The 24,943-nt window shown below is 45.8% G+C and carries 22 protein-coding genes; 19 read left to right on the top strand and 3 right to left on the bottom strand.

What is annotated here, in order from left to right:
- Positions 1-58: 58 nt before the first annotated feature.
- From prfB to ACLHG7_RS10420, 4 genes are all read left to right on the top strand, one after another.
- A protein-coding gene (gene prfB, locus ACLHG7_RS10405; protein ID WP_410210963.1) for a peptide chain release factor 2 occupies positions 59-1,154 on the top strand; the annotation gives its coding sequence in 2 pieces (ribosomal slippage) (positions 59-130 and positions 132-1,154; 1,095 coding nt in all).
- Between the two features lie 115 nt (positions 1,155-1,269).
- Positions 1,270-2,547 (top strand): lipid IV(A) 3-deoxy-D-manno-octulosonic acid transferase, encoded by a 1,278-nt coding sequence (gene waaA / locus ACLHG7_RS10410; RefSeq protein ID WP_410210964.1) that lies wholly within the window; start codon positions 1,270-1,272, stop codon positions 2,545-2,547.
- Positions 2,544-3,251 (top strand): 16S rRNA (uracil(1498)-N(3))-methyltransferase, encoded by a 708-nt coding sequence (locus ACLHG7_RS10415; RefSeq protein WP_410210965.1) that lies wholly within the window; start codon positions 2,544-2,546, stop codon positions 3,249-3,251. The genes waaA and ACLHG7_RS10415 overlap by 4 nt, the downstream gene beginning before the upstream one ends.
- Before the next feature lie 7 nt (positions 3,252-3,258).
- A complete protein-coding gene (locus ACLHG7_RS10420) occupies positions 3,259-3,627 on the top strand; it encodes a hypothetical protein (protein WP_410210966.1) in 369 nt (122 codons plus the stop codon).
- Between the two features lie 40 nt (positions 3,628-3,667).
- Here the strand turns inward: ACLHG7_RS10420 and apbC are convergent, their stop codons facing one another.
- Complete coding sequence (gene apbC / locus ACLHG7_RS10425; RefSeq protein ID WP_410210967.1) at positions 3,668-4,912, bottom strand: iron-sulfur cluster carrier protein ApbC; 1,245 nt, start codon at positions 4,910-4,912, stop codon at positions 3,668-3,670.
- Positions 4,913-5,082: 170 nt separating this feature from the next.
- On the opposite strand from apbC, the gene metG reads away from it, so the two are divergent.
- Entirely contained in the window at positions 5,083-7,200 is a 2,118-nt protein-coding gene (gene metG / locus ACLHG7_RS10430) for a methionine--tRNA ligase (RefSeq protein ID WP_410210968.1), read from the top strand.
- Between the two features lie 73 nt (positions 7,201-7,273).
- Here the strand turns inward: metG and orn are convergent, their stop codons facing one another.
- Positions 7,274-7,855, bottom strand: a complete 582-nt coding sequence (gene orn, locus ACLHG7_RS10435) for an oligoribonuclease (RefSeq protein ID WP_410210969.1) — start codon at positions 7,853-7,855, stop codon at positions 7,274-7,276.
- 164 nt (positions 7,856-8,019) lie between these two features.
- On the opposite strand from orn, the gene rsgA reads away from it, so the two are divergent.
- The 12 genes from rsgA to ACLHG7_RS10495 all read left to right on the top strand — a co-directional run bounded on the left by rsgA (position 8,020) and on the right by ACLHG7_RS10495 (position 21,827).
- Positions 8,020-9,096 (top strand): ribosome small subunit-dependent GTPase A, encoded by a 1,077-nt coding sequence (gene rsgA / locus ACLHG7_RS10440; RefSeq protein WP_410210970.1) that lies wholly within the window; start codon positions 8,020-8,022, stop codon positions 9,094-9,096.
- 226 nt (positions 9,097-9,322) lie between these two features.
- Complete coding sequence (locus ACLHG7_RS10445; protein ID WP_410210971.1) at positions 9,323-9,739, top strand: rhodanese-like domain-containing protein; 417 nt, start codon at positions 9,323-9,325, stop codon at positions 9,737-9,739.
- A 63-nt stretch (positions 9,740-9,802) separates the two neighbouring features.
- The gene (gene grxC / locus ACLHG7_RS10450; RefSeq protein WP_410210972.1) at positions 9,803-10,093 is read left to right on the top strand and encodes a glutaredoxin 3; all 291 of its coding nucleotides are present in this window, start codon (positions 9,803-9,805) and stop codon (positions 10,091-10,093) included.
- Positions 10,094-10,210: 117 nt separating this feature from the next.
- Entirely contained in the window at positions 10,211-10,705 is a 495-nt protein-coding gene (gene secB / locus ACLHG7_RS10455) for a protein-export chaperone SecB (protein WP_410210973.1), read from the top strand.
- A 254-nt stretch (positions 10,706-10,959) separates the two neighbouring features.
- Positions 10,960-12,111, top strand: coding sequence for a mechanosensitive ion channel family protein (locus tag ACLHG7_RS10460; RefSeq protein WP_410210974.1), 1,152 nt, complete (start codon positions 10,960-10,962; stop codon positions 12,109-12,111).
- Positions 12,112-12,260: 149 nt separating this feature from the next.
- A complete protein-coding gene (gene dcd / locus ACLHG7_RS10465; RefSeq protein ID WP_114897967.1) occupies positions 12,261-12,830 on the top strand; it encodes a dCTP deaminase in 570 nt (189 codons plus the stop codon).
- A gap of 379 nt (positions 12,831-13,209) precedes the next feature.
- The gene (locus tag ACLHG7_RS10470) at positions 13,210-14,805 is read left to right on the top strand and encodes a hypothetical protein (protein WP_410210975.1); all 1,596 of its coding nucleotides are present in this window, start codon (positions 13,210-13,212) and stop codon (positions 14,803-14,805) included.
- A 14-nt stretch (positions 14,806-14,819) separates the two neighbouring features.
- On the top strand, positions 14,820-15,512 hold the full coding sequence (locus tag ACLHG7_RS10475; RefSeq protein WP_410210976.1) for a hypothetical protein: 693 nt from the start codon (positions 14,820-14,822) through the stop codon (positions 15,510-15,512).
- A 13-nt stretch (positions 15,513-15,525) separates the two neighbouring features.
- Complete coding sequence (locus tag ACLHG7_RS10480) at positions 15,526-17,661, top strand: DUF6160 family protein (RefSeq protein WP_410210977.1); 2,136 nt, start codon at positions 15,526-15,528, stop codon at positions 17,659-17,661.
- Positions 17,662-17,688: 27 nt separating this feature from the next.
- Entirely contained in the window at positions 17,689-19,008 is a 1,320-nt protein-coding gene (locus ACLHG7_RS10485) for a hypothetical protein (RefSeq protein WP_410210978.1), read from the top strand.
- A gap of 148 nt (positions 19,009-19,156) precedes the next feature.
- On the top strand, positions 19,157-20,545 hold the full coding sequence (locus tag ACLHG7_RS10490; RefSeq protein ID WP_410210979.1) for a hypothetical protein: 1,389 nt from the start codon (positions 19,157-19,159) through the stop codon (positions 20,543-20,545).
- A 322-nt stretch (positions 20,546-20,867) separates the two neighbouring features.
- The gene (locus ACLHG7_RS10495; protein WP_410210980.1) at positions 20,868-21,827 is read left to right on the top strand and encodes a DMT family transporter; all 960 of its coding nucleotides are present in this window, start codon (positions 20,868-20,870) and stop codon (positions 21,825-21,827) included.
- Positions 21,828-21,883: 56 nt separating this feature from the next.
- On the opposite strand, the gene ACLHG7_RS10500 is transcribed toward ACLHG7_RS10495, so the two are convergent.
- The gene (locus ACLHG7_RS10500) at positions 21,884-22,522 is read right to left on the bottom strand and encodes a PilZ domain-containing protein (RefSeq protein ID WP_410210981.1); all 639 of its coding nucleotides are present in this window, start codon (positions 22,520-22,522) and stop codon (positions 21,884-21,886) included.
- A 416-nt stretch (positions 22,523-22,938) separates the two neighbouring features.
- On the opposite strand from ACLHG7_RS10500, the gene ACLHG7_RS10505 reads away from it, so the two are divergent.
- Positions 22,939-24,174, top strand: coding sequence for a lipoprotein-releasing ABC transporter permease subunit (locus ACLHG7_RS10505; protein WP_410210982.1), 1,236 nt, complete (start codon positions 22,939-22,941; stop codon positions 24,172-24,174).
- A complete protein-coding gene (lolD, locus tag ACLHG7_RS10510; RefSeq protein WP_410210983.1) occupies positions 24,167-24,919 on the top strand; it encodes a lipoprotein-releasing ABC transporter ATP-binding protein LolD in 753 nt (250 codons plus the stop codon). Before ACLHG7_RS10505 ends, lolD begins: the two co-directional genes overlap by 8 nt.
- Positions 24,920-24,943 lie beyond the last annotated feature (24 nt).

Genomic DNA, 24,943 nt, shown 5'->3' on the forward strand with positions numbered 1-24,943 from the left:
ACTTTGTATTAAAATCCCCACCTTATTGAAAGATTCATATTGAAAGAGTAGAAATTTCGTGGAAATTAACCCGTATATCCTTCGTATTAAAGACCTCCGTGAGCGTGGCACCACGCTTAGGGGGTATCTTTGACTATGATTTAAAAGTCGAACGTTTAGAAGAAGTTCTGCGTGAACTGGAAGACCCTGCCATCTGGAATGATGCACTACGTGCACAAACTATGGCCAAGGAAAAGGGCGAGCTTGAAGGTGTCGTCAACGTTCTTCGTAACCTCACGACACAAGTCGATGATGCGCAAGCCATGCTGGATTTGGCGGTAGAAGCCGATGAAGAAGAACTGCTGGCTGATGTGACCAGTGAGCTTGATGCCGCTGAAGAGCAAGTTGGTAAACTAGAATTCCGCCGTATGTTTGGCGGTGAGGCCGATGGCTGTAACTGTTTCGTAGATATTCAAGCGGGTTCAGGCGGTACAGAGGCGCAAGACTGGGCCTCGATGTTACTGCGTATGTATCTGCGCTGGATTGAGCGTCATGGCTTTAAAGCTGAGATTATGGAAGAGTCTGACGGTGAAGTTGCAGGGATCAAGAGTGCAACCATCCGTGTTGAAGGCGAATATGCCTTTGGCTGGTTACGCACCGAAACGGGCGTACATCGCTTAGTGCGTAAGTCGCCTTTTGACTCGGGTAACCGTCGTCACACCTCATTCTCTTCGGTGTTTGTATCACCAGAAGTTGATGATAATATTGAGATTGATATCAATCCTGCCGATGTCCGTACTGATACGTATCGTGCATCTGGTGCAGGCGGTCAGCATATTAACAAAACCGACTCTGCTGTGCGTTTGACTCACGTACCGACCAATACGGTCGTGGCGTGTCAGAATGAGCGTAGTCAGCATGCTAACCGTGATCGTGCTTGGAAAATGCTGCGTGCGAAACTGTATGAGCTTGAACTGCAAAAACGCAGCGAAGCCCAGCAAGCGCTGGAAGCGACCAAGTCTGATATCGGTTGGGGCAGCCAGATTCGCTCTTATGTACTGGATGACTCTCGCATCAAAGACTTACGGACCAGTGTGGAAACGTCGAACACTGGCGCCGTACTGGATGGTGATTTGGATAAATTTATCGAAGCCAGTTTGAAGATGGGGCTATGATCTTTAGCATTGGTTCTATAGCTTTCATTTGAGCTAAGAATAAAAAATCCTCCTGATGTGGTCATTGGGAGGATGTTTGCTTTAAATGTTGCGACTCCCGCATGGAGCAAGCCTAATGCCGTTTTGGTATACCCTATTACTTGCCATCATCACGCCTCTCTATCGCTTGCGTGTTTTTTTGCGTTCTCGCCATGAAGCGGATTATCAACCCGAAATCCAGCAACGCTTCGGTCCTCTGCAACCCGCCACACTTAAAAATCCTGTCTGGATTCATGCCGTCTCTGTCGGTGAGACCAATGCTGCGCAGCCGATCATTGAGTATTTATTGGGTTTAGGTTTACCTGTATTGGTGACCAATACCACGCGCACGGGTGCTGCACGGGTAAGGACTTTATTTGCAAGCCCCATAGCAAAACAGCAACTCGAACAGCATTTCTTGCCAGTTGATACCGCACAATTGATGCGTGATTTTGTCGAGATTCATCAACCCCGGGCCTTACTGATGATTGAGACGGAAATCTGGCCGAATCTTTTAGCTGTTTTAGAACAACGACATATCCCTTCTATTCTCATCAATGCCCGCTTATCTGAGCGTTCTGCTAAAGGTTATGGACGTTTTCCGAGCCTTGTTACACCGATGCTCAAGCGCTTAACTTTGATTGCCGCACAGGATCAGGATACGGCGTTGCGATTTATTGCCTTGGGGGCAGATGCTGATCACGTGGTTGTGACAGGGAGTCTTAAGTTTGATTTATCAGCACCAGAGTCAGCGTTGGGTCTTGCACAAGAGATTAAGACCGCATGGCATCTGGAAGGACGTCCAGTCATATTTGCGGCAAGTACGCATGAACCAGAAGAGAAGTTGGTTTTAGAGCAATTTAAAATTCTGCATGCTGAGTTTCCCAATGCACTATTGATCATCGCTCCGCGTCATCCTGAACGTTTTGATCGTGCGGCGGATCTGATCGCAGAGCAGGGCTTTCAATATGCCAGACGTTCACGAGCTGAATCTGTTGATGCTCAGACTTCGGTCTTTCTGGCTGACAGCATGGGTGAGATGTGGACGTGGTATAGCCTTGCACAGATTGCATTTGTGGGTGGCTCATTCTCAGAGACGGGTGGACATAATCCACTGGAAGCCGCAAGTCTGGGCGTCCCCGTTGTCATGGGGCCACATACCTTTAATTTTGCGCAGATCGTTGATCAGTTTAAACAGGCAGGTGCTTTGATACAGATCGAACGTCCTGAGGATTTAGCACCCATATGGCGAGAGTGGCTGCTCCATGAGAATTTACGTTTAGATGCTGCACATGCGGCATCACACGTGATGAGTGCGAATCGGGGCGCGTTGCAACGACAATTGAATCTCGTTGATGGTCTTTTAAAACAATGAATTTACTTTTACTTGAACCTACTGATATCTGTGATCAACATGCGACACTTACCGATCTACGCCGTTTAAAGCATATCCATGAGACGCTGAAACTTAAAGTCGGTGATTCGATCAAGATCGGCGTACGAGATGGTTTGAAAGGCAGTGCTCAGGTCGCAGAGATCACGCCTGAACGTGTTGTACTCAGCGACATGGTTCTAGATACCCAACCACCTGCAAAGATTCCATTGACATTGGTTCTCGCATTGCCACGTCCACTGGTATTGCGTCGATTGATTACCGATGCCGTCACGATGGGTGTGGAGCGTTTAGTTTTACTGAATAGCCGTGCAGTGGAGAAGAGCTACTGGCAGAGTCAGGTTTTTGACGAGTTGCAGCAGATCGTAGTGCTTGGCCTTGAGCAGGCAGGGGATACGATTGCTCCCATCATTGAGTTGCGTCCGCGTTTTCGGCCCTTTGTGGAAGATGAACTGCCTGCATTGGTGGAAGGAAAAACCGCCATTGTGGCGCATCCATATGCAACGCAAGTCGCACCGATAGGGCTGACCTCACCCTGTGTACTTGTGGTGGGCGCGGAAGGGGGCTTTATCCCTTTTGAGATTGATCTCTTAGAGAAAAGTGGCTGTCAGTCGGTGAGTTTGGGGCAAAGGATATTGCGGACGGAGACGGCGGTGCCGTTGTTGATTGGGCGGTTGATGAGGTGAGGTCATTGTGAGTTGGTTTTCAGATTCATTTTTATGTGTTTTACTCGGTTGTACTCACACGCTCGAATTTACATTGCCGACTTCGGAAACATTACAAGTCGTAGTTCGGGAATCTGATTCTATCTTAGAAAGATGTCAGATTTTGCCTGATAGTCCTGCCCAGCGGGATCTTATAGAGTGGCTTGCTGAGAACAAAAATGGTTGGAAGAAAACGCCTGTTTCTTATGCGTCGAGTTCAGATGTAAGCATATCAGGCAAAACCTTCAGTATTAACTTTATTGATCAAACTGTTGTAATTTTCTATAATTTACAACAGTTTGATCATGCTGTAGACCCAAAGCAATACCAGTCTCTTATTTGTAGTAACTACAAATAAGATTCAACATTATAAGATAGCGATGAATATCTAACTTTAATCAAAAAATCCTCTTCCCATCCCGCTCATGTACCTCGCCCAGCTTCTCAACTTCACGAACCACATTGAGCGCAATCTGCTCATAGAGTGGCGCAGCCGCATCACCTGCGACCACACTTGGCGTACCTGTATCCGCATTAATCCGAATGGAACTCGCCAGCGGTAGACGACCGAGTAATGGTACGTGATATTGCGCACCCAATTTCTCACCACCACCTGCACCAAAGATCTCATCGATATGACCACATTGGCTACAGACATGGAGTGCCATATTCTCAATCACGCCTAATACTGGGATATTCACTTTATTAAACAGCTCAATACCTTTTTGCGCATCCAAAAGGGCAATGTGCTGTGGGGTAGTGACAATCACCGCACCTGAAACAGGGATGCGCTGCGCCAGGGTCAATTGAATATCCCCAGTACCCGGCGGCATATCGATCACCAGATAGTCGAGCTCAGGCCAGTTGGTCTGACCAAAGAGCTGCATGAGTGCGCCTGTGGCCTTAGGACCACGCCATACGATAGGCGTGTTGTCATCGCCTGTGAGATTACCTATCGACAAAACAGCAAGTCCATGCGCTGCAATAGGCACAAATTGATCATTTTCAATCAATGGCGTTCTGCCTGCGATGCCCAGCATAGTTGGGATACTCGGACCATAAATATCCGCATCCAGCATGCCGACTTTGGCACCTGTTTTTTGTAAGGCGAGGGCAAGATTGACCGCAGTCGTTGATTTACCAACACCACCTTTGCCAGATGCAACGACGATGATATGACGAATGCGAGGGTGAGCTTTGAGTTCAGTTTGTTTCGGTGGCACTGGGCGAGTTGGGGTTGACGTTGGCACAGGCGCACTGGCATCGGTGACGATGGGCAATTTATTCTCTGCTGTGGGTTGCGGTTTTTGTGCCGCAGCGCTGCCAGAAACTTTCTGTGAAACTAAATGCAGATTGAGCTCATTAATGCCACGTGGCTCAAGCGCATTGGCCAGTTCATCATGCAGTGCTTGTGCATCGCCCGTGAATCCAGCAGGCAGCTTGAGGCTCAGATTCAACGTACTGCCGACACGTTCTCGTTGAGTGACGAGTTCAGCAATCCGATGTGTCGTTCCCGACAGAATTTGCACATTTAAAATTTCATTGATCAGGTTATCGCTGATGTCCACTGCGGCAGCATCATGATTGACGGCACCTTTGCTATCATCCGCTTGAGCAAAAAGGTTTTTAATTCGGTCAAACATGGGGACTTCCTCGGACTATGATTCATGATGTGGCATGACGCGTGGGTATGCGTGACCCGTTTCGATGCCAATTTTATCAACTTTAATGAGCGACGCGCCACAATAGCACAGGCGATTCCGGCGTAGTTTTGCTATATTAGTCATATTAGGAATAAATATGAGTAAAGTCTGTGTCTAAGAATGCTTTTCATCAAAGCAATGCAACTCCGAACAACCATTCTGGTCGTAAAATTTTGGTCACCAGTGCATTGCCTTATGCCAATGGTCCGATTCACTTAGGGCATTTGGTCGGTTATATCCAAACTGATATTTGGGTGCGGGCGATGCGTGCACAAGGTCATCAGGTCATCTACGTGTGCGGTGATGACGCACACGGTACGGCGATCATGCTCAAAGCACAAGCCAATGGCGTGACTCCAGAACAACAAATTGCCCAAGTGCAGCGCGAACACGAGCGTGACTTTGCGGGCTTTTATGTGGGCTTTGATCAATACCATTCCACGCACAGCGATGAGAACCGTAAACGCGCGAGTGAAATCTATATCGCCAATCGTGATGCTGGGCATATCAGCGTCCGTCCAGTTCGTCAGCTTTTCGATCCTGAAAAAGGCTTATTCCTTGCCGATCGCTTCATCAAAGGCGAGTGTCCAAAGTGCGGCGCTAAAGATCAATACGGTGACTCCTGTGAAGTCTGTGGAAGCACCTATAACGCCACCGAATTGAAAAATCCGTTTTCAACCTTAAGCGGTGCTGTGCCTATCGAGAAAGAATCCGAGCATTATTTCTTTCAACTGCCCCACTTTGCAGAGTTTCTGCAAGAGTGGACGCGCGGTGAAGGTCGCTTGCAAGCCAGTATCAGCAATAAGCTCGGTGAGTGGTTTGAGTCAGGTTTAACTGACTGGGATATCTCACGTGATGCGCCGTATTTCGGTTTTGAAATTCCTGATGCACCGAACAAATACTTTTATGTATGGGTCGATGCGCCGATTGGCTACATGGCGAGCTTTGAGCACTTGTGCAGCAAACGTCATGATCTGAAATTTGATGAATATTTTGGCAAAGACACTAAAACCGAGCTTTATCATTTTATTGGTAAAGACATCGTTTATTTCCACTCACTCTTTTGGCCAGCCATGCTTGAAGGGGCGGGCTATCGCACGCCAACAGGCATCTTTGCCAACGGTTTCTTGACCGTAAACAAAGAAAAAATGAGTAAGTCGCGCGGGACTTTTATTAAAGCCGAAACTTACTTAGAACATCTTAATCCTGAGTATCTGCGTTACTACTTTGCGAGTAAGTTGTCGGATACCGTTGAGGATATCGACTTAAATCTGGAAGACTTTACGTTAAAAGTGAATAGTGATTTGGTCGGTAAAGTTGTCAATATCGCGAGTCGCTGTGCCGGGTTTATTACCAAGAAGTTCGATGGCAAACTTGCACCCATTTCTAGCGAGCCACAGTTGCTGCAAGACTTCATTGATGCTGGTGCCGCTATTGGTCATGCCTATGAGCAGCGTGAATTTAGCCGTGCGATTCGCGACATCATGGCTCTGGCTGATCGTGCCAATCAGTATATTGATGAGAAGAAACCATGGGCTTTGGCGAAAGTTGAAGGCATGGAGTCCGAAGTCCATGCTGTCTGTTCAACTGGGCTGAATCTTTTCCGTCAGTTGATGGTCTATCTGTCACCAATCCTACCAACCATGGCTGGGCAAGTGCAGGCGTTCTTGAATCTGAGCTCACTGGACTGGAACAGCCGCTTTGACGTGTTGCTGGATCATGAGATTGCGACCTTCCAACCGCTCATGCAGCGTGTTGAGAAGGACAAAGTTGATGCGATGGTTGATGCCTCAAAAGACACCCTAGCGCCAGCACCCGTAGCACCTGCCGTGAAAGCTACGGCAAAATCTGCTAAGGCTGCGTCATCTGATAAAGCTAAACCAGCAGCGGCCACTGAAGGCGGCGTGATCGGGATTGATGATTTCCTGAAAGTTGAACTGCGCGTTGCAAAGATTTTGAATGCAGAAACGGTTGAGGGTTCAGATAAGCTTTTACAACTGACTTTGGATGCAGGCGAGGCGGAGCCACGGACTGTGTTTAGTGGTATACGCGGTGCTTATGCCCCTGAAGCGCTGATCAATCGTCTAACGATTGTTGTTGCCAATCTTGCACCGCGTAAAATGCGCTTTGGTATGTCGAATGGCATGGTGCTCGCTGCGGGAAATGATGATGGGATTTTCTTGCTGTCGCCTGATAGTGGTGCAAAAGTAGGGGATCGGGTGAGTTAATCTGAAAAATAAGGGCCTTAACTAGTGAGTTAAGGCCCTTGTCTTTTACGTAATCCGCTAAAAGCGCCAAACTCTAATTCGCTCTAAAAAAATACTCGCGATAGTAGCGAAGTTCACGAATCGAGTCACGCACGTCATCCAATGCTAGGTGGCTTGAGTCTTTCTTTAAGCCATCCATGATTTCTGGACGCCAGCGACGCGCCAGTTCTTTAATCGATGAAACGTCTAGATTGCGATAGTGAAAAAACTGTTCAAGTTCTGGCATCAGACGGTGCATAAAACGACGGTCTTGGCAGATTGAGTTACCACACATCGGTGATTTTTTCGCATCAACCCATTTTTTAAGGAATTCTAAGGTTTCAAGTTCCACGTCACGTGCCGATTTAGTACTGCGGCGTACGCGTTCAATGAGGCCAGATTGTCCATGCTGGCGCGTATTCCACTCATCCATCGCATTTAAAATCACATCGGATTGATGTACAGTCAACACGGGACCTTCAGCCAGAATGTTTAGATGCTCATCGGTTACAATCGTTGCAATTTCAATGATCTGATCTTTATCCGTATCGAGCCCCGTCATTTCTAAATCGATCCAGATCAGGCGCTGGCTGGTATTTGCCGCTGAGCCGCTTGTGTTTGTGGGTGCAGTTGCCATTAAAATCTCAATAAGTCGCATCAAAGTGCTTATACTATCAATATTCTTATCAAGATTGGGTTGGATCGTTTCATGCGCGTCGTTTTAATTCGTGTAGTGCAGTCTTTAGACACTTGTGTTGCCGCAGATTCAGTTCGTGCAGCGCATGCAGCATTGATTCGATAATGGCGCTCATTCGTAAACGTCGCCTGACGAACCAGCAAACCCGCCGTATTGAAGCGCAGCAAACGCGCCGTGTGGATGAAGAGAGTGATGGCGAACTGCGAGAAGGGCTGATTATTACCCACTACGGGCGTCAGCTCTTGGTTCAAGAACTTGGTGACAACATCGACTCCCCAGTCGTTACGGAGTCGCAAGGTCACTCTCCGCAAGATATTCCTCTAGTTGATCAGCAGGGCTCTGATCAACTCAGCCAAAAGATCTGGCGTTGTCACGCCCGCACCAATTTACCCGTACTGGTTACTGGAGATCGGGTGCGTTTTCAGGTGGACGAAAATACTGAACTAGGCGTGATCACAGCATTACATCCTCGTGCCAGTTTGCTCACCCGACCTGACCGTTATCATAAGGTGAAGCCTGTTGCAGCCAATGTGACGTTGATCGTCGTAGTCTTTGCCGCTTTACCTGTGCCATCGCCCTTACTGATCGACCGTTATTTGGTGGCCTGCCAGCAGGCTGATATTCCAGCACTATTGGTTTTGGGGAAGGCCGATCTGTTGACCCCAGAGGATGGGCTGGTCGATTTACTGGCAGAATATAACGCATTGGGTTATGACACCTTGACGGTGCAAACGGATGGCGATCTATCTGAACTGATTGCTAAAATGGCTGATAAAACAGTGGTTTTTGTAGGGCAGTCGGGTGTAGGGAAAAGCTCCTTGATTAACGCCCTGATTCCCGATGCCAACCTTAAAGTGAATATTATCTCAGAGAACTCGGCACTCGGTCAGCATACGACGACGACGACGACGCTATTGCCTTTGCCCAATGGTGGCGCATTGATTGATTCGCCAGGGATTCGTGAGTTTGGGGTCTGGCATCTCACCGTTGATGCAATTCGCAACGGGTTTATTGAGATGTATCCCTACTATGGCATGTGTCGCTTTCGCAATTGCTTGCATAAGAATGAACCGGGTTGCGCACTGATCGCTGCAGCGGCAGAAGGAAAAGTGCTACCCAGACGTTTGGCGAGCCTCAATCGCTTGGAAGATGAGGCACGTGAGGCGGAAAAGAACGCTTAAGATAAAAAAAGCGTCATATCTGCCGATATTGATCTTGAAAATTGATGACGGCGGCATTATCAATGAAAAACGATAGAGTCGCCTACACAGTCATGTCATCATTTAGGCATGATTGCTTGATAACTTGATACAATCCGCATCGGGTTTTTTCAAAAGATAGCAAGCCAAGTGGCTTGTCTAAATTTGCTTACTTCTAAAGTGGCTTAAACAGTTTAAGGTGAATGTTTTGGAACGTTTTATTGAATTCATGCAGCACCATCCGATTTTATTCGGCATTTTGGGCGTCCTAGCGGTTGTATTCTTTATTTTAGAAAGCAAACGTAGTGGCCGCAAGATTTCGCCGCAGGCATTGGGTGGTTTCGTTAATCGTGAGAAAGCAGTGATTGTGGATCTGCGTGATGCGAAAGAGTTTCGTGAAGGTCACATCAGTGGCAGCCGTAACATTCCACTCAGCAGCCTCAAAAACCACTTGGAAGAACTCCGCGAAATAAGTCAGCCCATTGTGATGGTCTGCAAGATGGGTCAAACCTCGGGCAGTGCTGTGCAGCAGGTCGGTGGTGAAAACTTGTATCGACTTGAAGGTGGTATTTTGGGTTGGCAGGGTCAAGGTTTACCTTTGGTCAAGCCAACTGGCAAAAAGTAATAAGCGGGTCTCGTGAAGTTTGCACGATCAACGTTGAATTGAAATGAATGAGGACTATAGTTGATGAATACTGCAGTACAACAAGCCGAAGGTGCTGATGCTCCTGTCACTATTTACAGTACGCCAGTATGTCCTTATTGCGTGCGCGCCAAGCAACTTTTACAGCGTAAAGGGGTGGCGTATAACGATATCGATTTGAGTCGTCAACCTGAAGAGGCACGTATTGAGTTAATGCAAAAGACCAAACAACGCACCGTGCCGCAAATATTTATCAAAGACACTTTTATTGGTGGTTTTGATCAATTGTATGCGCTGGAGCAACGCGGCGAACTAGATAAGATGTTGGCCGAATAAACCTTTTTTGTATAAGTAAAGCTGTTTTTTATCGATGTTTTGGCATGTCTGTATAGATCAGTTTATCTAAAATGACATGCCTTCAAATTTAAACTAAAGACCTAAGGACGATTGACCATGAGCGATGAACCACAAGTAGCACCAACAGAAGCCCCAGGTGCAGAGACTCAGCCACAGTTGGCGCTTGAGCGTATTTATTTAAAAGACTTGTCGTTCGAAGTGCCAAGCGCCAAAGTTTTCACCAGTGAATGGCAGCCTGAGCTGAACATCAATTTGTCTAGCAATGCTGAACAGCTTGATCCAAGCCACTTTGAAGTGGTATTGAGCGTCACGTTGACTGCGAATAATGGCGGCTCACCAGCGTATATCGCAGAAGTGAAACAAGCTGGTATTTTCTTGATCGAAAATGTTGCACAAGAACAATTGCCACAGTTACTTGGCGCATACTGCCCAAACATCCTATTCCCATTTGTGCGTGAGGCATTGAGTGACATCATCACCAAAGGTAGCTTCCCGCAATTCTTGCTCGCACCGATCAATTTTGATGCGGCATTTGCTGAAAACGTTGAACGCCTGCAACAAGAGTCTGCAGCAGCAACAGGTCACGCATAATCGTATGATCTTCTGCACCGCTTGAAAGGAGCGAATAGTCGCAGATAAAAAAGCCCGCACATGTTGCGGGCTTTTTATTTAGAGCGAAAAGTTGGAATTGGGTGCTGGGTTTGCATGTTTTTTTGAGAATAAGGCGTATCGTGTCGATATAACGCATTCAGCGCTGACAAAGCGTCATGAGACGGGCAGAATATGCGTTATTATTTATTAAGTTAATTTTTTGAAAAATAGATCAAGGTGTGTAGGCATTTCCAATGGCTTTAGATAACACAATTATTCAGCAAGCAAGTGCAGCAACCACGAATACGCTCCATCAAGCCGGTGCTGCGACTTCGCAGGCGGTTGAAAAAACAGTAGCGCATTACAGTGGGATTTATGCGCCCGTCGATAAGCTGATTGATCAATTTATGGATCGAATTCCTTATCTGATCGCGTCTTTTATCGTCTTGGCACTTTTCTGGTTATTGGCGCGGCTGTTTAAGTTAGTGATCAAAAGGACACTGACTCACCGGGTACAAAAACGACAAAACTTGGTCAAAGTCTTAAATCGTATCGGCTCAACGACGATCATTTTCATTGGCGTATTGATTGCGATGGTGGTTGCCATCCCCGGATTTACCACGACTAAATTGGTCAGTGCTTTGGGGATTGGTTCAGTTGCGATCGGTTTTGCGTTTAAAGATATTTTTCAGAATATGCTGTCTGGCATCTTGATTCTGTTATCTGAGCCGTTTCGGATCGGAGATCAGATTATCATGGGTTCATTTGAAGGGACGGTTGAGGATATCCAAATTCGCGCAACCTATATTCGAACCTATGATGGTCGCCGTATCGTGATTCCCAATGCGCAGTTGTATACCACCCCTGTTACTGTGAACACGGCATTTCGTCGTCGCCGTAACCAGATCGATATCGGTATTGGTATGGGGGATGACGTAGGCGTGGCGAAGGCAGCGATTTTAGAAGCGTTAAAAAAGTGCGATACCGTCACGGCCAATTCGAATCCAACTATTGTAGCGACAGGCTTTAGTGATTTTGCCTTGACCCTGCGATTACGCTGGTGGATTGAAGACAGTGCGCAAATGGACATTACCGATTCCATGGATCAAGTTTTAATCGCCATTAAATATGCGTTGACCGATGCCGGTATTGATTTACCTTATCCGACGTCTCAAGTCTTGCTTCATGATCAAACGGAAGAAACCGATGGTGATCGCCTCCGGCAACGTGAAGGCTGGCCTGCACGAGCAGATCAGAAAAACCCACGTTCCTTGGTTCGTGCCCGTTACGATCTGCGTAGAAGTGAGCGTGAGCTTGATCTGCCCGCAGATCGTGGTGTGCGTACAGCCGAGCCCGCCCCAAGTACCCGTGACGAAAGCGAAAGTGCTAATCCACAACGGGATTAATCAGATCGTTTTGAGTGGATTGGCATATCTTGAAAAGAAGAGCATCATTTATGGGACCCTCTTCCGCGATGCTTTATAAAACGCGATAAATCGCGTACATTAAGCCCCAATACGAATGCGTTAAATTTTTGTCAATTTTAGGGAAGTGTATGTCCATTAAATCAGATCGTTGGATTCGCCAGATGAGTGAGCAGCATGGCATGATCGAGCCATATGCTGCCGGACAAGTTCGCCATGACGCGAATAATGAAAAATTGATTTCTTATGGTGTATCCAGTTACGGCTACGATGTGCGCTGTGCACGTGAGTTTAAAGTTTTTACCAATGTCTATTCAGCCATTATTGATCCCAAGAATTTTGATGAAAAGAGCTTTGTGGATATCGAGTCAGATGTTTGTATCATTCCGCCAAACTCATTCGCACTGGCTAGAACGGTAGAGTTCTTTCGCATTCCGCGTAATGTACTGACGATCTGCCTTGGCAAATCGACCTATGCGCGCTGCGGAATTATTGTGAATGTCACACCTTTGGAGCCTGAGTGGGAAGGTCATGTGACACTCGAATTCTCCAATACAACCAATCTACCTGCAAAGATCTACGCTGGTGAAGGCGTTGCCCAGATGCTGTTCTTTGAGTCTGATGAAGTCTGTGAAACTTCCTATAAAGATCGTGGTGGAAAGTACCAAGGTCAGCGTGGTGTTACTTTACCGAAGGCTTAAATAATGATCTAAAAAATAGGCATAAATGCATGCCTATTTTAGATTACGTTTACTGTAGTCTTTAGCTTACATTAATAACTATTATTATTATATTTGAGTAGAAGTGCTCATTTTTACTAAATGTTCCGACCAACGGTTTGTTAGGCTGATGTTTAATTAAGTATTTGTTTTAATTGCAAAAATGTTCTAAATTTATCCCGCTAAATAGGGTTTATTACATTAGGGCTTTTGCATTTTTTTTTAAATAATTCATAATGCGGCTATAAGTGTAAGTTGTGTAAATCAGGAAAGGACAACTGAATAATAACAGCAGTTTGTCTGATCATTTGTCAGGCAAAATAAGTTCGTGGTCTGACTGCACTACGATATGGAGTATGTGATGACTGTGCAATTGCCTGTTGGGGCCACCCAATTAGTTAAACAGATAAAAAAAACTAAACTCACATTAGTGCTGGCTTTGTGCTCGGCTTTTTTTGTTGCGCCTGCTTTTGCATTAGAACCTGCCAGTGATGCAGATATGAGTGATGCTTCCGGTGAGGGTTTAGCATTTTTTGCACAGGGTATTGAGTTGCAAATGCCATCAGTTGCAGGGAATTTTAACGGATCTGTGGCTCAGGGTAGCTTTGGTGCAGGTGCAGCTGGCACAGCAGGTGGATACGGTAGTTATATATATTTAAGCCCAATTGGTCCTGCTACAGGCGGGAATAAAACAGATGTCTATTTGTACGGTTTATCTATTTCTCAAAACGATAATTTGACAGCAAATCCAACTGGCGGTAGTGTTGTCGTTCCTACTTCGGGTTTGGTGACTGGTGGTGCGACTGCACACAATACGCTTTTTAGCGGAACGGGTATCAATTGGGGTACTGCGTTAGATCCATTTAGTTTGCAAGTGTTGACAACTAATCAGCCTACTAATCTGCCAAATGCTGTGGGCTTGGATGGTACTCCAATCACTGGGGGGCTGCCTTATTTACAAATTGCAGCACCAAAGAATGTTACATCGACCGTTGGTGATCCAGCCTATAGTGCAAATAATATTCGACTGGGACTCTGGGCGAATATTATGCAATACGATGGCGTGAATGCAATGTCTGGCAATGCTTTGACAACCGGTTCCGGTCCAAATGGTATTGCAGGTCCAGCTTTACCTATTCAAGCGATTTGGGATGGCTTTGGAATTAACGGAACCGAAATTAACCTGTACCCAACTGATAATTGTTCGTCATGTACTTCGGGAAGTTTGACTGGTAATTCTGACTATGCCAAGACTTTAGGCTTTTCTGGAAAGTTACGTTTTAATAGTCAGAAAAATGGTGTGCTTCGTCTATCGGTGGCAGGAACTAGCTCGGGCGGAATTGGTAATTTTGATCCCTATGAGGGGATTTATATTCAAAACCCAGATATCAATTTAGTATTGGGAAATTTAAATTATCAACCCTTGATTTTAGCGAGTAATGGGTCTGGGCAAGTCTCGCTTGAGCTTGCACGAATTCCCAATGTCGCTGCAGCATATAATCAGTTTTATATTAACTATGATTGCACTGGGGTAGGTCCTACTTGTACGACAACAACGGGTGTTGGAGGAGCTTCAGCGACAGGGTTAACACCTTATGCTGGCAACTGTTCTTCTGCAAATTGTTCTGCTACTGCAACTCATAGTTCGATCACTATGGGTGATATCTATGTTAATAACACGAGTAGTAATGTCACTTTGACAGGTACTTATACTCCTTTTGCAACAGCATCTAATCCATCACCAACGCCAGTTACAGTGAATAGTACCGTTTATCCTGGTGGTTCCGATGCAATGTTCACCAGTGCAGGTTCTGGAAGTGCCAATATCGCTGGGACTGCTGTTAATGGCGTAACCTTTAAAGCACCTGGCGCTACGGGTGCCGCAGTGAATTTAGGGACTGCTGCGATTAGCGGGCTGATGATTAATCACATGAAGATGACTTTGACTGGTCTATAGGGAGATGTATGGCCATGATTAATCGTATTTATTCTGGTTTAGTGTTGTCTTTGTCGTGTTTGGTCATCATGCCAGTACATGCGGCATTAAGTACATTGACCAATGAAGAGTTAGCAGCTGTAGAGGGACAATCTACAGGCGTGCAACTCGGCCTCGAACTTCGAATCAATCAAGTCAATGCGGGTACGGGTAATGCAGGAGCATTGTTACCTGCTTGCGCTGGTAATAATGTGGTTTTTTGTCGTTTGGGTGTGCAGTTTAATAATCAGCCAAACTGGTTGTTATTCAAAGGTCTAAATGGTTATATCAACATCCCCAATGTTGTATTGTACGGTGCAGATTTGTCTCAGTTGCCCACTAGTCAGGGCGGGGACCCTAGTAAGCTTCAGTCAGCCATTGCAATCAATGTAGCCTTTCCTGATGCGACGCATAATACCGCAATTCAGTTTCGCAATGTCAGCTATACATTAGGGGTTGCGGTCAATAGCAATCAGTCCTTTGGGACACTAAGTGCTTCTGACAATCAAAATTCATATCTCAGTTTAGTGGGGGGCAATCCAACTCCACCTGTTTATCAGAATACGAACTCGGCTGCTGCGAATTATTCGGCTGCGGCATATGATGTTGGTAAGGAAACAGGTGTCATGGGCGTCACCATGAATGGCAACCTCAACGTTGGAGGTACGCTCTATGTTTTTGCTAAATAAAATATCAGCAAGAATGACCAAGTTAGCGCTCTCCATTTCTGCCATCACTGTTTTGAATACACTGTGTATTACTGCATATGCCATGGAGTCGATATCGGATCAGGCATTAAGTGATGTGACAGGTGCTGATGGGGTAGCTGTGACAGTTCAGGCGGACAAGTTTACCTTTGGTAGCCTTTACTGGGAAGATCAAATCGATAATTCTGGAACCGTTCGTCGTTTGCAGTTGGATCAGGCTTCGGCTGCTAACCAAGTAACATTAACGCCAGGCAGTACAACAAATCCACTGATCACCGCTAAAGTTAATGCGGGTTCCAGCGGTACAACACCTGCTTTGAGTCTAAACCTGAATATTGCACCTTTTACCTTCTATGCGCCTCGAGTTGAGGTGTGTACCGCGACGGTATGCCCAGCAAATAGTCTGGGTGCTTTTGGCTTGCAAACCACACAGAATTCTCAAATCGCCTTAGCGACTACCAATGGCCTATTTAATAGTGCTGGTACTGCATCGGTAACCATCTTGCTAGATGGTGTCAATACGTTCTTTACGTCAAATGGCAATCAGATCGTAGGTGCGGATATTCGTGCAAACATTAGTTCGACTAATGGGCGAATCTGGATTGATGCCACTGATGGTCTCCGGTTTGGCGGTGATATTGCTCTAAAAGCAGCCTCTGCATCGCGCGCGGGTATTCAAGCCTCTTTAATGCTGCAGACTGCACAATCGGGCTCTAGTTTAAATACCGTTTCGCCAACTGCGGGTGGTTTAGTACGCCTCGGTATTTCTGGGAATGTGCTCAATACCAATCTATACGTTCGTGGTGCGAAAGGAACAACAGCAAACGAAGATACCATCGGCGCCCTTGTTGGCAATCAAGGTCTTGCTGCAAGACTCACAGGGCAGGTGCAGTCTGGTGCACTGAATGCAGATGGAACCGGGACGGGCTTTCAACTTGAGTTTGGCGGTGTAGGGACTGGTAGCAGTGGTTATGGTATTCAAATGACCAATTTCGTACCATTCTCTAATGTTTCTACTGGAACGAACCCCACATTTGATAGCGGCAATATTTACTTGAATTTAATCAGTGCAAGTACTTTGACTATGCCCGTACAGTGTGTGTTTACCGTAGGGTCTGATTGTTCACCCACGAAAGCTGCCTATACACCCGTCAACGTCTTTAATTTGACTGCTGCTGATTTTACTCAGCCAGTTACTGCAGATAGTGTATACATTGGTGTTCGTGGTTTGAATATCCAAGGTGTTCCTCTACAAACCTATTTTTATCAAAATGGCGTAGGCCGAGTCACCAGTGGTGCCGTCCCAGGTTTTGCACTAATGCCTGTGTTGAATAATGTGAATGCGAATCTGACCTTAAATGCAGCCAGTGCAACAACATTGGGATATACGTTGGCTGTCAGTACTCAAGGAACAAATGGTCAAACCGGTGAGGTGGGCAATAATTCGGCGACCGAAGTAAAGACCACCAGTTTGTTTTTAGCAGACACCAGTACACCCTCAAAAGCGCAGTATATCGGCCTGAGAAATATTAACTTATTTTTAGAGGCAAATGGTGTCATCCAAATTAATGATACATCGACAGATGCAACTTGCGCGACCCACTGTATTAAATTAACCCTGCCTAATTTCCTGCTAGCCTTGTCTGGCGACTTGGCGGCTGGTTATCTTCCTGGTGCAGAGCCAGCTAACTTTGCTAAGTTTTCTGATCCTGCCAATAAAGACAAATTGTATGGTCTAAATGTCAAATTAAAAGGTGCGACCAACAGTTCGACCAATAATATCGGTTTAAGCACAACGAGTACTGGAGCATTAGGTTTGAATGCAGACTTGACGCTTAATAGTGATGCATCTAGCTTTATTCGCTTGGTCGAGCCTTCTGGTTCCGCATTGGGATTAGATGGTCTTACGGGTCGTATACAACTCGGAAGTGGTAGTCAAATCAGTGTTAATGCAACCAGTGGTACATTTACCAATGTATTGAATATTAACCCAGGAAATGTAGCAGGTGGAGAGCTCTTGGGGACGCTGAACTTCTATCCAAACGGTGGCAGTGCAAACCCTGTAGGAAAGATTGTGATGACCGGTGGGCAGATTATCAGTAACTTGACCGTTGCCCCAGTGTTACGCTAAAGAGCTAGGAATTTATTAGAGTATTCAATGGAAAGTATTAAGAGATTCAAGCTCAGTATTGTTTTCATGGGCGGTTTTTTAGCGGGTTTTGCTACGCCAACTAGTGCTATGCAGGTTTTAGATGATCAAACTCTAGGAGAGGAAACTGGTCAAGCCGCTTTTTATACGAGCTATGGTGCGCCATCAGGCACAGGTTCAGGGTCGACTGCATCGGATTTTGGTTTTTATACTTTAGGCGTTCAGGGTAAAGTAGATATCAACACCAATATTCAACACCTGCAATTAGGGTGCGGTGGTGTCAATGGTCCTGGTTGTGATATCGATATCAATAATTTAAGTTTGAGCGGCAACCCTGGTACGGGTTCATGTGCATCGGGTGCTGCACGTGCAAGTTGCGATGCGACGTTAACGAATCCATTTCTACGTTTAGCGATTAAAAATCCGACAACACTGGCTACGCGCGAAGTTGTAGGGTTGCAGCTCGGTGCACAGAATGTCACTGGATTGCTAACAGCTGGTACCGAAAATAGTACGACACCAAATGGAATTAATTCGCTCAGTGGTTATATGAGCGTTGCGGCGTCTTCAGGTACTGCAACGACGGCTGCAAGGTCGATGACCTATGCCGATACAGGTAATCAAGCGATCAATGGTCAAGTGAAAGGATCACTTTTGACCAATTCTTGTGGCGGGTTTCTAGACCCTTGTATCAATGTGAGCTATTCATCGACAAACTATACACTCAATTTGTCTTCTGCAACTGCACCTTTAACAACGAATGCGACAGTGGTTAATGGTAAACGTCTAAGCAGTATTGGATTAACAGGAACAGCCAATGTCGGGCAAATTGATTTTGCAGGTCCGCTGACGGCGACGGTTGCAGGTTTGCTGAATCTCAATAAACAAGTTACGGGTAATATCACTGGATTGATTGCAGATTTAACCATTCAAGAGAATCTAGGATTTGTTCATAGTATTCCGCTGAATAATCCATTTTCACTGTCACTCCAGAAGCAAGATGTGATGTGGCCTGGAGCACCTGTTGTTGCCCAGACTGGTTGGTGGATGGCATTTAATGATCCAATCAATATTGGTAATGTCACGCCTTCATCGCAAGTGCAAATTACAAATGCAGTCTTGGCTCAGGTTATTCCTAAAATTAGTAATTATCTGACGAATAATCCTACCGATTGTGGCAATTTATTGACTGGCTGCGTTGGCGGTAGTGCATTGGCTGTAGGCAATGTTGCTTTGACCAATGCTCATGTGGCATTCCCTTTGACGGATTTACAATTAGCGGCACAAAGCTTTCCGCCCAACTGCTATGGAAACTTGAAGTTTTGTTAAAGACAAAAAACGATCCGGTGGTCCCGTTGGTCGTTTTTTTCTTTTAGACTTTGTTGGTTATGTTATGATCTAAAGAGAATATGATTTAGTTCATTAAAAAATCGCCGCAGGATGCGACGTATTCGTTATCAACGATAGGGATGTTGGAATGTCTATATTTTATGGCGTTTTAAAAAAACGTTCAGTTTGTCTTTGGTCTGTTTTAGGGCTATTTGCCTTTACTTTCTCTGTTTCTGCTCGAGCAATGAGTCCTTTGGATGAAGATGCGATGAGTAATGTCGTGGGTCAAGCCGCATTTTATACAAATTATACTGCTCAAACAGGATCTGGTGCTCCAGGCAATACTGAAAACTTTGGTTTCTTTACGGTGGGTATGCAAGCCAAACTTGATATCAATGCCAATATTCAACATTTACAACTGGGTTGTGGTGGTGTGAATGGTCCTGGCTGTGATATCGACATTAATAATCTAAGCCTTAGCGGAACACCCGGTGTTGGGAGTTGTCCCAGCGGTGCTGCTCGTGCAAGTTGTGATGCGACACTGACAAATCCTTTTCTTCAAATCGCAATCAAAAATCCGACTTCGCTATCCACTAGACAGATTGTAGGCTTCAATCTTGGTGCGCAGAGTGTTGCAGGACTGCTTACCACAGGTCAAAATGACGGTACCGCCAATGGGATTAATACCTTGAGTGGTTATTTGCCGATTGCATCGTCAACAGGTACCGCACAGACTCAGGCTGCTGTCTTTGGTACAGGTGCAGGTCAAACGGTAACTGGTAAAGTCGACATCAATATTCTACTTTGTACAACAGGCTGTGGTAGCGGCAAGGGGATTACAACCGACCCATCACAATCGGCAGGGCTCTCTATACCCTCTATGAACGTCCCATTTACGACAGTTGCCACGACTGTTTCGGGGACACGCCTTACTTCAGCCCCTGTAGTGGCCAATGCAATTGTCCCAGATATCCCAATTACACCGAGTAGTGGTAGCTTGTATGTTAATCTTAATCAGACCGTCTGCGTAGCATTCTTGATTTGTCTGAGCAACACTAAATTTCAAATGACCTCAACTATTCAAAATTTGGGAGTAAAGATTAATTTCTCCGAGGGTCTGGGATACATCCATAATTTGCCGCTCAGTGGTAATGGCTTAGGTTTGTCCCTGCAGAGTCAAGCGATTCGTTATCCAGGTCGCCCTGTTGATGATATTGCGCAACCTGGGTGGTGGTTAGCGGTGCAAAACCCTCTTAATTTGGGCGTACTTAATCCCCAGAATAAAGTGGACATTTCCTCAGCATTCCCTCAACTTGCAACGATCTTGAGTGCAAAGTTGAATGCAGGTCCCCCTTATCTGATTCCTCCGATCGATACAGGGCAAGGTTTGCAAGCATTAGTCTCAGGTTACCTCACGGCAACCGTACCACCGATTAATTTATCAGGTAGTGTGGCAACCATTGGATTGTCAAACTTGCCTTTGGACGGTAATCAGAATGTAAAACCCAACTGCTATGGCACATTAAAGTTCTGCTAATGTGACACGATAAAAGCAGCCTCTTTGGCTGCTTTTTTATATTTTCAATAAAGCATTGACGATTTTGAACCAAACGTTCATGATCAAGGCATGAACATTTTTATGATTTCTCTCGCCCAAGTCCCCGCCATTCACGCCATTGTGAAGGCGCGTATTGGCTTGTCTGAGCGACTGTAGAGATTTATATGTGGTTCTAATTTCTCAAGGTCGCTCATGTAGCGGCCTTTTTGTTGTGCTCATTTTGTCATATTGATGCGCTATATGATGAGATCAATTTAATCAATTACCCGCTTGTGGCGATGGGTGACTTTAGGATAAGACCGTGAATGCTGAACTTGATACATCCGCAACCCATTCTGGATTGAAGGCAGGACATGCCACAGAAAGTTTTAATACATCGATAGCTTATCTTGGCCTCGTCCTGATTTGGTCGACGACACCGTTGTCCGTTGTACTGAGTCTGCGTGAGTTAAACCCGATATGGTCACTCACGATTCGATTTCTGTTGGCACTCGTTGTTGCACGCGGGGTGTTGTGGTTGCTCAAAGAGCCATTACCCATGGATAGAGCGGCAATGCGCTGTTATCTAGCGGGAAGCTTTAGTCTGTTTTGGGCTATGCTATTTACCTATCTGGGTGCGCAATATCTGCCTTCAGGGTTAATTTCATTGATCTATGGACTATCACCCTTGGTGGCGGGTTTCTTTGCCCATGTAGTGTTTAAATCGCAGCGTCTTAACTTTATTCAGTGGGCGGGGATGTTTATTGCGGTCTTAGGTTTAGCCGCTATTTTTGGCGCAGCAAAAATGCAAGGAAATATCGTCGTCGGCATTATTTATGTGCTGCTTGGCGTGCTCTGTTATGTCGGTTCAATCTTTTGGTTGCGTTATGAAAATAACCGAGAGGGTGGGGTCAGTCTGCACTCTCTCGCTCAAACAACTGGATCATTACTCTTATCTGGCATCGGTTTGCTGGTTTTGATTCCGTTTTACTGGGAGCAACGACCTATGGCAATACCAAGTTGGCTATGTGTCAGCGCGATACTCTATAGTGCAACGTTTGCATCGGTGCTGGCTATGTTTTGCTATTTCTATTTGGTGAGCCGAGTAAAGCCTGCAACGTTGTCACTGACGACCGTTATGACACCCATCCTGGCTATGGGGCTTGGGATGTGGATCAACCATGAGCACCTGACATGGTCGATGCTGACGGGAGCGGCAATTGTATTGGTGGGATTATTGCTCTATTTTGCACCGGATTGGTGGCGGGCGAAGAACGCTTGAAGCGACTTTCCAACTTGCGTATCGAGTCTTAGAGCCTCGATACGCATCTATGGGCATTACTCTTCTGCCTTGAATGATTCCGGCAGTTGATATTCACGTAAATTGGCTTCGTCGATGGTTTTTTGTTGAATACATTCCGCAAGCTTGGACCGATCGTGAGGGTGTAGGCTAATAAAATAGGCACCGGTACGGAATCCTTCCAGATCTTCTTCTTCTGAATAGACGGTACGTGCGGTCGCAGCAAGATGAAACGCATTGCTGGGGTGGCTCAGTGTCAGGTGGATATGTGAACCCGGTGGGATGCGCTCACGGGCGTAAAAAGACAAACCACTTTCAGAAATGTTGACGCGGGTAGGACTGGGTAGCAGGGATTCGACCATACTGTCGTAAAGTGAACCTGTCAGTAGTGCGATTTTCTTATTCATCAGATCGAGCACACGTGCAACTTCAGGTTGTTGGACGGCCAGTGCATCTAACGTCATTTGCTGGACGGTTTCAAGTTCATCCAGTTCGGCCAACAACAGAAAGTAGCGTGGAATTGCGAATTCAGAGTCATAAGGATCAATCATGGCACTGGTGCGCGTAATCAACTGATAGTTGATGCGTAAGGTGTCATTAATGCGTGATAGCAAACGGCGCTCAGTATGCTCTGGGCTTAAGTTGTCGCCAATGTGATGAGTCGTCGTAGTTTCCATATAACATCCTATTATGCTCTGGCAAGTGCATCGCCAATTTTCTTGGTATCCTTACCAATATCAGTCTGAAGCGGTGCTTAATCGCCAGCCTTGTTTATTTACAAATTTTGTAATGTTTAAAGTAACATATCAAAAGTGAGTAATACATCACTATTATCAAGTTTTTACGGACAAATATCAAACATCTTGTCTTCTTATGGCTTGCAAATTTTCTACACCCAGTACGATGGGTACTGCACCTGTAGTTTCACATTGATCACGTCATTTAACAAGATCAACTTATCAGCAATCATATGTAATTAATTCATACATATCTAGCATTTTCTATCAGGTATTCTAGCGATGTATTAGAATAAATCATTCTTCCCCGCGTTTATCTTCGCGTTCATTGTTATTTTGTATGCTGGAACTTGCGTATGTTCAAACCTGTGTCGTTATTTGTTGGTCTGCGTTATACCCGCGCAAGGCGGAGCAATAAATTTATTTCCATTACTGCCCTTATTTCGACTATAGGCTTTATGGTGGGTGTTGCCGTTCTCATTACAGTATTGTCTGTTATGAATGGTTTTGATCGTGAACTGAAAAACCGTATTCTGGGCATGATCCCGCAGGCTACAGTTTCTTCTAACCAGATTATTCCAGATTGGCAGTTACTTGTGGCTAAAGCTAAACAACAACCCCATGTGATTGGAGCTGCGCCATTTACGCAAGTTCAGGGCATGTTAACCGCTCAAGGGCAAGTTGCGGGTGTTGTGATCAGTGGAATTGAGCCTGATCTTGAAAAGAATGTATCGATCGTTCAAAACCATATGACGGAAGGTTCTTTAGATGCTTTAACCGATGGCAGTTTTGGCATCGTGATCGGCAAGACTATGGCTGATAACCTAGGTTTAATGAAAGGGGATAAGGTGACATTAGTGTTGCCAGAGGCTACGGCTTCACCTGCTGGGGTTGTGCCGCGATTTAAACGATTTACGATTGTTGGGATATTTAGCGTCGGTGCAGAAATGGACTCCAGCCTAGGTTATATCGCGCTTAATGATGCCGCAAAATTATTGCGTTTGCCCGATGGTGCGCAAGGCGTGCGTTTGAAGTTAGATGACCTTTTTTCAGCCCGTGAAATCTCTAATGATTTTGCGCGAGAGCTTCCAAGCGGATTTTATGCCTCCGATTGGACTCAAACACAGGGAAATTTGTTCTCAGCAATACAGATGGAAAGGACAATGCTGGGACTCATTCTCTCTTTAATTATTTTGGTTGCGGCGCTAAATATTTTTTCCAGCTTAGTCATGGTTGTGAATGATAAAAAGGCTGATATTGCTATTCTGCGAACATTAGGAGCCTCACCAAAAACAATAACACGAATTTTTGTCGTTCAAGGCCTTGTGATCGGTGCTGTCGGAACCTTTTCTGGGACTCTACTTGGCATTGGTATTGCGCTAGGCATTAGTCCATTTTTAACTTGGCTTAATAACTTTTTTGGATTGCATCTACTCGATGCGTATTTTGTCAACTATCTACCTTCAGAGTTACGTTGGACGAATGTTGCACTTATTGTCGGCGTTTCTTTAGTGCTCAGTTTCATCGCAACCATTTATCCAGCGCTTCGTGCGGCTCGAGTCCAACCGGCTGAGGCACTACGATATGAGTAGTTTAATTGGCAATGCTCAGCAAAATTATGAATCCAAGGTGGATGATTTGACTGTGAATCAACAAAATGTTTTGCCCGTACTTGCTGCATCTAAACTGTCCAAGACCTTCAATGAAGGTAAAAATAGTGTGACGGTTTTACACGATCTTGATTTATCCGTACAGGCTGGTGAGTTCGTTTCGATCATTGGTTCCAGTGGTTCTGGCAAGAGTACGCTGCTGCATCTATTGGGTGGTCTAGATTTGCCAACCTCTGGCGAAGTGCGTGTGCATGGTGAGCTCCTCTCTGCCATGAATGAAACCAAACGGGGTGATGTGCGCAACAAGTCTTTGGGCTTTGTCTATCAGTTTCATCATTTGCTGGGCGAGTTTGACGCTGTTGAGAATGTCGCGATGCCGCTGCTTTTTCGGAGAGATGTTCATGTGGATGAGGCGCGTAGTCAAGCGATCGAATTACTGAAGAAGGTTGGGCTTGGTCATCGCTTGGATCACAAACCGGGCGAGCTGTCAGGCGGTGAGCGCCAGCGCGTGGCATTGGCGCGTGCGCTGGTTACTCGTCCTTCGGTGGTTCTTGCAGATGAGCCCACGGGGAATCTGGATCGTAAAACCGCGACTGATATTCTGGCTTTGCTTGGGGATCTGCGCCGAGATTTAGGCATGGCCCTGCTGGTAGTGACTCATGATGAGTCGTTGGCAGGTGCTGCAGATCGTATTATGCATATGCAGGATGGGCGCTGGTTAAGCTAGAGTCCGCTGGATATCAAAAAGAGC

Source organism: Aquirhabdus sp., assembly GCF_046462495.1.
GTDB lineage: Bacteria > Pseudomonadota > Gammaproteobacteria > Pseudomonadales > Moraxellaceae > Aquirhabdus.